Source organism: Nocardia noduli, assembly GCF_019038455.1.
GTDB lineage: Bacteria > Actinomycetota > Actinomycetes > Mycobacteriales > Mycobacteriaceae > Nocardia > Nocardia noduli.
In genome coordinates this window covers 117,411-127,031 of the sequence record NZ_JAFMPL010000013.1, presented here as the reverse complement: position 1 = coordinate 127,031, position 9,621 = coordinate 117,411, and the positions used below count along the sequence as shown (strand labels likewise).

Annotated in this window: 9 protein-coding genes and 1 pseudogene; 4 read left to right on the top strand and 6 right to left on the bottom strand. The window is 64.5% G+C overall.

Annotated features, from left to right (window positions below):
* From JZ792_RS11080 to JZ792_RS11070, 3 genes and pseudogenes are all read right to left on the bottom strand, one after another.
* Positions 1-149, bottom strand: a pseudogene (locus JZ792_RS11080) (IS110 family transposase); the annotation flags it as partial.
* Positions 150-238: 89 nt separating this feature from the next.
* A complete protein-coding gene (locus JZ792_RS11075) occupies positions 239-874 on the bottom strand; it encodes a hypothetical protein (RefSeq protein WP_216909590.1) in 636 nt (211 codons plus the stop codon).
* The gene (locus JZ792_RS11070; protein ID WP_216909588.1) at positions 871-1,494 is read right to left on the bottom strand and encodes a hypothetical protein; all 624 of its coding nucleotides are present in this window, start codon (positions 1,492-1,494) and stop codon (positions 871-873) included. The genes JZ792_RS11075 and JZ792_RS11070 overlap by 4 nt, the downstream gene beginning before the upstream one ends.
* A 686-nt stretch (positions 1,495-2,180) precedes the next feature.
* Between JZ792_RS11070 and JZ792_RS11065 the strand changes: the two genes are divergently transcribed.
* The 3 genes from JZ792_RS11065 to JZ792_RS11055 all read left to right on the top strand — a co-directional run bounded on the left by JZ792_RS11065 (position 2,181) and on the right by JZ792_RS11055 (position 4,635).
* Entirely contained in the window at positions 2,181-2,750 is a 570-nt protein-coding gene (locus tag JZ792_RS11065; RefSeq protein ID WP_216909586.1) for a hypothetical protein, read from the top strand.
* Positions 2,747-2,887, top strand: coding sequence for a hypothetical protein (locus JZ792_RS11060; protein ID WP_216909584.1), 141 nt, complete (start codon positions 2,747-2,749; stop codon positions 2,885-2,887). The genes JZ792_RS11065 and JZ792_RS11060 overlap by 4 nt, the downstream gene beginning before the upstream one ends.
* Positions 2,888-3,075: 188 nt before the next feature.
* On the top strand, positions 3,076-4,635 hold the full coding sequence (locus JZ792_RS11055) for a DUF7379 domain-containing protein (protein ID WP_216909582.1): 1,560 nt from the start codon (positions 3,076-3,078) through the stop codon (positions 4,633-4,635).
* A 428-nt stretch (positions 4,636-5,063) separates the two neighbouring features.
* Here the strand turns inward: JZ792_RS11055 and JZ792_RS11050 are convergent, their stop codons facing one another.
* Entirely contained in the window at positions 5,064-6,230 is a 1,167-nt protein-coding gene (locus JZ792_RS11050) for a zinc metalloprotease (RefSeq protein ID WP_254189627.1), read from the bottom strand.
* A gap of 513 nt (positions 6,231-6,743) precedes the next feature.
* On the opposite strand from JZ792_RS11050, the gene JZ792_RS11045 reads away from it, so the two are divergent.
* Positions 6,744-7,298: a Pycsar system effector family protein gene (locus tag JZ792_RS11045; RefSeq protein WP_254189626.1), complete on the top strand. Its 555-nt coding sequence runs from the start codon at positions 6,744-6,746 to the stop codon at positions 7,296-7,298.
* Between the two features lie 951 nt (positions 7,299-8,249).
* On the opposite strand, the gene JZ792_RS11040 is transcribed toward JZ792_RS11045, so the two are convergent.
* Both JZ792_RS11040 and JZ792_RS11035 read right to left on the bottom strand, forming a co-directional pair.
* Positions 8,250-8,966, bottom strand: coding sequence for a site-specific integrase (locus JZ792_RS11040; RefSeq protein WP_216909581.1), 717 nt, complete (start codon positions 8,964-8,966; stop codon positions 8,250-8,252).
* On the bottom strand, positions 8,963-9,442 hold the full coding sequence (locus JZ792_RS11035) for a hypothetical protein (protein ID WP_216909579.1): 480 nt from the start codon (positions 9,440-9,442) through the stop codon (positions 8,963-8,965). Before JZ792_RS11035 ends, JZ792_RS11040 begins: the two co-directional genes overlap by 4 nt.
* Positions 9,443-9,621 lie beyond the last annotated feature (179 nt).

Sequence of the window (9,621 nt, the reverse complement as noted above, 5' to 3'; positions counted from 1 at the left end):
AGATCGGCAATGCGCCGCATCGACAGGCCAGGCAGGTAGGCGACGTCATGGCCGCAGGCACGGGCGACGGTGACCGGCAGGGCGCCGATGGTGTTGGGCTGGTCGACCACGATCAATAGCGGGCCGCGGGCCGATGCGATTTCGGCCATGTGTGTATCGAGTGCCTTGCCTCAGATACTGGGCACGTCGGCAGGGTTGATCGGCACCCGACCGTGGTGGACTGAGGTCGATGTCTTGCTCACCCCGCCCGTGCGCCCGGTGTGCGGTTGATCCGGACTGTCGGGTCCTCGAAGTCGTGGCGCACGAGCGGGATCGGCCGTCGTAGGTCTACCAGTGTCGCGACAGGCAGTGTGTATTCGCGGTGTAGGAGTCTGCCGACTTCGGTGGCGTCGACGTTTGCGGAGAGGGTGCAGTCGCCGGGGCCCAGCGCGACCAGTAGTCCACCGCGGATGGTCGCGGTCAGTGGTCGTAGCAGCAGGGCGATACGTAGTTCGAGGTCCAGTGCGCCGACCGGGTTGGCGTCGACGCTGATCTCGAGGTGTGGATTGTGGGTGTGGGTGATCTCGTGTTCGAGGAGTTCGACCTGTTCGGTGCTGCCGGTACGGGTGCGGATCGCCGCCTCGCGTAGTCGGTCGTAGCGGCGCCAGCCCCGGACCATCAGCCCGCCGAGGTCGAGTTGGAGCAGCCGGTCCAGGGCTGTGGTGATCTCTCGCAAGGCCGTCGACCGCAGGACGGTGGTGACGATCGGCGCTCGACGCAGCGCGAATTGCTCCACATCGCGTTCGTGTAGGCATCGGGCGAGTTCGTCGATTCTCGCGCGGTGGGTGGCGGCCGGGAAGAGGACCGATTCGGCGGTGATCGGTGGAGCTGTCATTGTGGTATCTCCCTGATCTGCAGTAGTGGATCACCGCCGAACAGTCGGACCCGCACGGTCGGCGTGGTACCTGTTCGGTGGACTTGGATTGTCGGGGCCGGGCCTTCGATGACGTGTACCCGCAGGTGCGGCTCGGTCGGGCGGTGTGCACGCTTGCCACGGTGGCGTAGCACGAAGGTCGCTACGGCGATGGCGACCAGGAGCGCACCCAGCGCGAGAGCGTCGTCGATGAAGCCGATCGGGCGGGATTCGCTCGGCGGGGCGGCCGGTGGCAGAGCGATCTGGGAATCCGATGATTGTGCGTCCACCTCGGAGACGGGCCCGCTGTTCGTGGATGTCGTGGTCGCGGTGTCGGTCGGCGGGCGAGCGATCTGGATGGTCACCGTCCGGGTGAGCTGCGACCGGTCACAGGTGACAGTGAACGCGTAGGAGTCGAATTCGGCATCCGGTGGGACCGGGATCGCTTTCGCGAAGGAATCTCCGCTCGTGCCCGCGGTCACCGCTTCCGACCGTTGAGGTTTGATGATCACCTCGCCACATCGCCAGTTGGAACCACTGATGGTGACGCTCGCTCCGCGTTCGACACTCGATGGATCGGCCGCGAGGGTCGCTTCCGGCATCGGTCGTACGGCCGTGGTCGAGGTGGTTGGGGGAACGGTACAGCAGGCTGGTTCGGTAATCGGCGTGGTCGGTGTGGGCGGCTCGCGCGACTGCGTCGTCGTCGTTGTCGTAGTCGGCGCTTCTGTCCCGGTCGGCACTTCGGTGGTGGGGTCCGCCGTGGTGATCGGTGTCGACACACCGAGCACTCCGACTGCGGCTACCGCGAGTAGTGCCGTTCGTGTGTGACAGTTCATCCCGATCTCCTGCAACGGATTCTCGGAGGATTTCGTGCGCATAGTCTGTTCCGGCCCGCGCGTTTGTGCGTGAGTAACCAGCTACCTGCTTCCGAACCCGCGCCCGAATCGACCCACAACGCCGGTCGCCACGCCCCGAAGGCGATCGAGAGTTGGGAGCGTTGTCGCCGACATACGACACCGCCGATGAGTCAGATCTCGGGGCATGCGGGCGGTGCGCGGCGCGAGGACACTCTCGCTGCGGCTGGATCGAATCGTTGCGCACGGTCGTGATCGGCGATGTCCCTGGGTGGGATCGGTGGCCATGATCTCGGTGACCGGGCCGGTGGCGAACGCGACCGGTCGATCTCGGATTCGAGTAGTCGAAGACTCACGCGGATGACGGTGGTGGGGGGAGAGGATGGTCTCCGACAAGCGTGGAGACGCGGATTCGATTGATAGGGGAGCATGCCATGGCCGATGCCTTCTTCACGGTGAACGACCGCCCTCGTGCGGTGACCGGTATCCGACGCGACAACCTCGGCACCCCGCAATCGCTGGCGCAGTCCATCCCTGACGGGGACACAACCGGTGTCCATGTGCAGGGCAGCATGTCGATGCGGTTCCTCGGCATCGACAGCCCGGAAAGGAAGATCGATCTGCCCGGGGACGACTCGCAGACATCCCTGGACTCCGCGCAATGGGAGACCTATCTGAACGATCCGTTGCGGCCCGAATTCGGAGTGTTCGACCTCGATGCACCGCTTGCCGCGCATCTGCAAGCCAGAGTCGGCACCGACGCGGCCGCCAACTATGACCGTCACGCCCACAAGGCCAGCGATTCGCTGCGAGAACTCGTGCAGTCGGACATGACCGCACTCGGTCAGACCGCGGCCGATTTCCGTCGCTCAAACGGTCACGCGACTTCGTCGAACAGGCCCGGGCCGACAAGAAAGGCGTGTTCGATCCGCAGGATCGGCTGCGGTTCGAAGCATTCGAGATCCGATACCTGGCCCGGCGCCAGCCACCGGACCGCGCGGTGATCGACCTGAGCCGCAACGACATCACACTGCACGCGCCACAGCGGTACTTCCAGATCCCCAATCCCGAAGACCGCCTCTACATTCCACAACAGTTCGTGCCCCTGTTCCTGCGCCGCGGCTGGCAACTCCACAACTGAGCGGCCGCGGTCAGCGCGCAGCATCTACCGCGTCGACAGCCCTACCTGGGCGCCGCTGAACATCCTCCCGCTGGGGCTGGTCTGGTACTGACGAGCGATAGGAGAGATCGATCATGAGGTCGGTGGAATTTCTGGACGGAAAGCTTCGAGTCACGTGTTCGGATCACTACCGTGTCGACCATGCGGCGGTGCCCGGCACCACGGAGACCACCCGCGTGCCCGCGGGTGCCGAGGTCACATCGGGTGAGGCAGCACTGGGGGCGGCGCTGACCGCGTTCGGTACCCATCGGCTGGATCTGGTAGCGCCGCCGGTGGACCTCGCGCCGGACCGGGGCTCGACGACCCGGGAGCTCCGCGCCCCCGAACCGGCACGGCTGGACCTGCGGGTCGCGCCCGACGAGGACGCGGTCGTGCTGCTCGAGCAGGACGGTGTGCTGTCGTGGCGATTTCCCGTCGGTCGCACCGAGCCCGTGCGCTCGTCGCCGGATCGGCGTGAGACCGCACAGCGGCCGCGCACGATTCGATTCGTTCTCGACGAGGGACCGGGTCGGGCGGGCGTGCAAGCGAGTGTCGCCAGGGCGCCGGGGATCTCGATGCTCGCCGGCGTGCGTGCTTACGTCTTCAAGTTCGTGGCGAGTGTGGTGGCTGGTGAGGCTGTGGAGTTTCTCGAACGCGATATCCGGCAGGGCCTGGTGGCGATCGAGTCCGCGACGACCACACAGGGGTGGCGGCCGATCGAGCAACTGTCCGAGCTCGCCCTGCCTCTGGATCGCCCCGCGCGGATTCTGTTGATGATCCACGGCACCTTCTCCACGACCGCGGGCAGCTTCGGGGCATTGACCACGACCCCGGCAGGCAGGCGCTTCCTGGCGACGGCACTGTCGAGTTATGACGCGGTCATCGGGTTCGACCATCCGACACTGAGCGTCGACCCGCTGGAGAACGCGACCGAACTGCTCAGGAGGCTGTCGTCGGTGAGCCTGATTGCCGTACCGACGCTGGACGTCGTCTGCTACAGCCGAGGGGGGCTGGTCGCGCGCAGCCTGATCGAGTACCTGCTGCCACGATCGACGTGGCGAGCGAACTCGGGGCGTGTCGTGTTCGTCGGGGCAACCAACGGTGGCACCTTGCTGGCCGAACCGCGGAACTGGCACGCCCTGCTCGATCTGTACACCAATCTGGCCACCGCGTGCGGGCGGGCTATCGGCGTGGTCGCCGGGAATATCCCCGCGGCGGAAATCGTGAACGGTTCGCTCACCGGTGTCGCGGCCTTCGTGAAATACCTCGTCTCGTATGCGGCGCAGGACAACGGAGTGCCCGGTCTGGCCGCGATGCGACCCGACGGTGACTTCGTACGCCGCATCAACCAGACCCAACCGGGCCAGCCACGACCGGGTACACCGTGGTTCGTGGTCTCCTCGGACTTCGAGCCGGGCTCCGCCGCGGGACACGACCTCGAGCGAACACGTCTGCGGCGGATCCGCGACGCGCTGGTCACGGGTGTGGCCGACACCGTGGTGGATCAACTGCTCGATGTCGCGAACGACCTGGTGGTCGACACGGCGTCGATGAGTGCGATCGATTCGGCCGCCGGTTGTGGATTCGTCGAGGACACTCTGGCGTTGGGCACCAACCCCGACGTCCATCACCTCGGATATTTCATCGAACCCCGGGTATGCGACGCCATGCTCGGCTGGCTGCTGGCGCGAAATTCCGGCGGTCTCGTCGAATCGGGCACCGTGTTCTGAACGGCGACAGGATCGTCGCGAGTGGCTTGAAAGTGCCCACAAGCGGTCGACAGCCAGGCAGGGGCTCCGAGCGCGTGCGCCGAGGGTTATTCGCCTACTCGTAGGCTGTCGCCGTCGAAGCGCAGTGTCCGGGGTTGGGGCTCGGTGGCGTCTTCGGTGGGAAACGACATCGAGTATCGGTTGTCGCCGAGGGCATACCAGGTGCCGGTCGTCGGTCGAGACCGGTCGTCGGCGCCGGGTCGGTATTCGACGACCGTGCCATCTTCTCTGAATTCGAGACCCGACCGGCCACGTGACCGGGGGAATGGGAAGTCACGCGGCCGGTAGATCGAAACAGTAGGGGTGTCGTCCTCGTGGGAGTGCAGCCAGACTCCGAGGACAGGGGACGGACCGGACACTGGCAGTCCTCACCGGCTCCTCACACCCGATCAATGGGGTGCACGGGCGAGGATGCCGTTGATCTCGTCGAGTAGTGAACGCAACAACGCTACCCGCCCCTCCAGGTCGGCGAGCTCGTCCGCGCCGCCGGCAGGGGCCGGACCGGTCGAGGCCGCGGACTGCGTCGCGCCCATCTCGCCGCGTCCGGAGGTCGTCGCGGCTGCCATCGACGACACCTCCTGCTGCACAGGCTGTGCTTGTGGGCGAGCAGCGACGAGGAACGAGGCGCGCGGCCCGTCCAGGCACGCGTTCATACGTAGGGATTGACCGGTGGTGAACATGAACATCGCCGCGTCGTCGGTGTAGTCCATGTAGTTCATGAACATATCGCCGTCGGGGCCGTTGTTGCACGATATGTGCGGGAACTGGGGTTTGCCGAAGTTCTGGCTGGCCTGATTCGGCGTGTCATCGACCAGATCACCGCCCGAGCAACCACTTCCGTCGTCACCCCAGATATGGCGCAGACTCAGCCAATGCCCGACCTCATGGGTGGCGGTGCGTCCGAGGTGGAAGGGTTTCGTCGCGGAACCGGTCGTGCCGAAGCAGGTAGTCGCGATGACGACACCATCGGTGGCGACGGGGCCACCGGGGAATTGCGCGTAACCGAGAATGGAGTTGCCGGGCGCGGTTCGCGGATCGGCGCAGACCCAGAGGTTGAGGTACTCGTCGCTCGGCCACGGATCGGCTCCGCCGGTCGCGGTGGATTTCACGTCGTCGTCCTCGGCACTGAACGAGGTCTTCGTGGTTTCGGTTCGGGTGACTCCTTCGGTCGGATTACCGTCGGGGTCGGTCGTCGCCAAGGCGAATTGGATACGGCAGTCGGCAATGCGATCGGTCCAGACAGTCGGTACGCCGACGCGATCGAGATTGGTCGCCCGGAAGTCCTGGTTGAGCACAGTGATCTGGCTCTCGACCTGGGCCCGGCTGATGTTCTCGGCCGGAAACGCCGGATTGTGCACCACGTGCACGACCATCGGGATCGTGATCGGGCCCGTGCGGGCCGGAGCACGCATACGGCCCTCGTAGGCCAGGGCGCGGTTCTCGAACATCGCCGAACGCTGCCGGTAGCTCTCGCTCTGCCCGAGCAGCTTGTAGTGAACCGCCATGGTCCCGCACAATTCGCCGCTTCGTGAGCGGGCATTCGGAGAATCAGCCATCACATATCCTTTCCGAGTCGACCGGGGAGAAGAACGCCCCGCCGATAATTGTTCTAGGCTCACCTTGTCAACTCACGAGTAGCGGGCTACCTATGTCAGGCCTCGTCCGGTTCGAGAACAAATACCACTCGATGCTCACAACGTAAGTCGGTGCTCTCGTCGAGGTCGTAGACGGGATCTCGGGGGAGGTCAGCTGATATCGCCTATCCGGTAGAGGCTCTGCGAAGTCGCCACAACGGTTGCGTGTGCACGTCCTATTGACAAGCTCATTGAATCGGCAATTACCTGGGGAATTCAGAACGGGTATCGGGTTACTCGTGTCGCCGAGGATCCGGGCAGTGACACTGATTACAGGAGAACGAGGCGCTGTTTGCCGCCCGTCGTCCTCCGGGAAGATTTATGTCACGTACCGACCACTCTTGCGGACCTGCGTAACCCGCTTCGCTGGTGTATTGGGTCCGCTGGAGCGGCGTCTCGGCGCCCGCTGCCTCTATCTACGACATGAGAACTGCTATGACTGATCACCCGAAAACCTCAACATCAGCGGCAGAACGTCAGGATGGCGATGTCCCTGTGGCAGATCCAGTTTCGGATCCGGTCGAGACCGCTTGGCGAATACATTCCGCGATCATGGACTGGATGGGCAAAGTCGACCTCAAGGCATCATTTACTCTTACCCTCGACGCCGCTGTGCTGGCGGGTGTCATCGCGCTGTCGACAGACGGTGGTCTGCTCGCAGGACTCGATGGACTCTCGCGTTCGCTGTTGATCCTCGGCCTGATCGCGCTGTCCGCCTCTGCCCTGTCCGCAGTCTGGGTTGTTGTCCCTAAGTTGCGAGCAGTGGGGACGGAGGAGAAGAATTTCATTTACTTTGGCAATATCCGCAACCGGTGCTGCGCTGAGGCGGTACAGAACGATCTCATGAGCAAACCTGTACTTCCTGCCCTCGCAGAGCAACTGCATCGCGTAAGCAAGATCGCGTGGTCGAAACACCGGGCGGTCCAAGTCGCGTTGGCCTCGGTCGCAATCGCATTGTTTCTACTGGTTATGAGTTTCCTGACCAAGTAGACGAAACCGGACTAGAGTTTCGATTCTCGGTGCAGAGGCAGGCGATCTTCACTGTCTCCCGAGGCCACTCGACGCCATCGGGTCTTCTCCGCTAGGGACACGATCTGGGTTGGATGAAAGCGGGAGCGGTTCAACTCGGTGGCTACGCTGATGGCTGCCACTCAGACCACCGCCCACGCGGGCCAGCTTCCGCGTTCACGTAGTGGTGGAAGCAGTACTGTCGATGACTGGTGCGGGACGCCGTGGCCCCGGAAGTGGCCGTGGCCCTTGCCTGGCCCGCACCCAGCCGATGGCCCGCTTCCGGATCCGTGGGTTGTTCGATCCGGCAGGGTCGTCGGCGCGGCCGTCTTTGTCTCGGTCGGTTCCCGGCTCGCCGCGGTTGGATATCCCACGCGCCCGAGGACGAGCACCTGCTCAGCGCCCTGGCCCCCGCATTGCCCCAGGTCTCACATCCGCACCGCACACCGGTGCTGTGGCAGCAATACATCGAGATCTTCGCTGGCGCAGAGGCTGAGATGACCGAGCTTGTCGAGTGCACCAAGCTGACACGGTGAAGCAAATTCCATCACTGCGGACTATGGGCTCAGCGGATCCGCTGAGCCATGCGGATGCTCTCCGGTGTCCAAGCGGGGATGGATCGCCGAAGGCCATGGTGCGTGTGCACCGCGAAGTGGCCCCGGGCTGGTCCTTCCGGAACCGGAGTGCCTCACGCAGACTGATGCGATGGTGAGCGTGGGCGCCCGCACCGAGGCCCTACGGGCGTTGCTGGTCGAGGCGGGACGTTGACGGCGGCCCGGCCGCGTCCGCCCCGTCTCACGACGATCTCCGCGGCGGCGCGCGTGAAGAGCGAGTCGCGCGTGGTGAGCGTGACTGCATCGCGGACCCACTAGTCGTGTAGTCGTTTCCAGGTCGAGGACGCCCGTAGGAGGGCCGCGGGGACTGTGGAGGCGGTCAGTGTGCCGGTAGGGCGCTGGTAGAGCGTGGTTGCGTCGGATAGGACGAGCCAGTGTCCGCCCAGGCGTGGTGTCGCTTCGATGTAGACGCGGTGCCCGAGTCTGGCTGCGGAATGAGGCAGTGTGCGGGATCGAGATCGACTTCTCGCAACGCGAGCGCGCCACCACGGCGGCACGCTGTCTCGGTATGTAGCCGAAGGATGAGGGTGTCCAGCTCAGGATCATCGCTGGATTCCGCTGCTGCTCGGTTGATCTCGATCAGCTGCTCGCGCGACAGCGCCCGACGACGTGAGGGAGGCATACGAGGTTTCGCTAGTTTCGCTCCGGGATTGTGCTCTGGCCGGACGTAACCATCGTCGACCGCGAAATCGTAGAGCTTGCGGATTGCCGAGATGGCTTTCCTGGCGGTTCCCCTGCCGCCGACGTCGTTTCGTCTCATCTGGCGGTTGTGGACGAGTTCGGCTATCAGGGTTTTGAACTCGGTTGGTGTGGGCTCGTCGATTCGCCTGTCCGGCCATGCGGCTGCGATCCTTCCCAGAGGGTATTTGTAGTCCACCGCTGTCTTGGTCGCGGGCATGCCGGCGAGGACTCGGGGTACGTAGTCTGCGAATGTAGGTACATTCGAGCTCGGTCCGGTGTGTGCCAGCAGGTCTTGCATCTGGCCGAGCAGCAGCCTTGCGGCATTGAGGTCATCAGCCGACGGCGTTGTGGTCACGATTCCTCCAACCGAGCTAGGTTTGCGTCGCAAGCCTCGCCAACGAGCCGGTCTACTGTTCGAAGTGGCAACACCGTCAGCACCTTCTGCTGCGCATCGGCCACCAAGAGGACTTGGTCGCCCGGCGCGATCGACAGCGCTCTGCGTGTCCGTGCTGCGAGCCGGAGATCTCGCTCGTTTGTTATCCGATTCTTTCCCGACTCGCAGACATTGAGCCGCACGCCGCCTTCGATCACGGCCCCATGAAGACGCATACCCGGGAGCCACCCGAGTGCTGCGACTATCGACTTGTCCATCAATCGACCGCTCTGGTCGACGCGCCGAAATCCGTAGGTCCATCGCTGTTCACGCGATGAGGCGGGAAGGTGCAATTCGATCACCGGGAGTGCCGAGTGCGCCGTCGTCCTGACACTCGGGCCACTCACGGTCGAGGCGGTCGCATCCGGTGTCAACGGTGCGATCAGAGGAACGTTCATCGACGCCCGCCTGACCCGGCAGTGAGCAGTTCGGGTGCGGCAACGAGAGGTGGAGCGGTGTCAGTCGGGTGGTAGGACACCGAATACGAGGTTACGCGCTGCAAAAAAGTGTCAGAACACGCGTACTGGCACACGCACCGGGGCGAGTTCGCGATCGGCGGATGTGGGCGCGCTGGCGC

Excerpts from the sequence above, each read along its gene's own strand:
- JZ792_RS11065 (WP_216909586.1), top strand. The coding sequence starts at position 2,181 with ATGGCCGATGCCTTCTTCACGGTGAACGACCGCCCTCGTGCGGTGACC.
- JZ792_RS11070 (WP_216909588.1), bottom strand. The coding sequence starts at position 1,494 with ATGCCGGAAGCGACCCTCGCGGCCGATCCATCGAGTGTCGAACGCGGA.
- JZ792_RS11075 (WP_216909590.1), bottom strand. The coding sequence starts at position 874 with ATGACAGCTCCACCGATCACCGCCGAATCGGTCCTCTTCCCGGCCGCC.
- JZ792_RS11045 (WP_254189626.1), top strand. The coding sequence starts at position 6,744 with ATGACTGATCACCCGAAAACCTCAACATCAGCGGCAGAACGTCAGGAT.
- JZ792_RS11035 (WP_216909579.1), bottom strand. The coding sequence starts at position 9,442 with ATGAACGTTCCTCTGATCGCACCGTTGACACCGGATGCGACCGCCTCG.
- JZ792_RS11050 (WP_254189627.1), bottom strand. The coding sequence starts at position 6,230 with ATGGCTGATTCTCCGAATGCCCGCTCACGAAGCGGCGAATTGTGCGGG.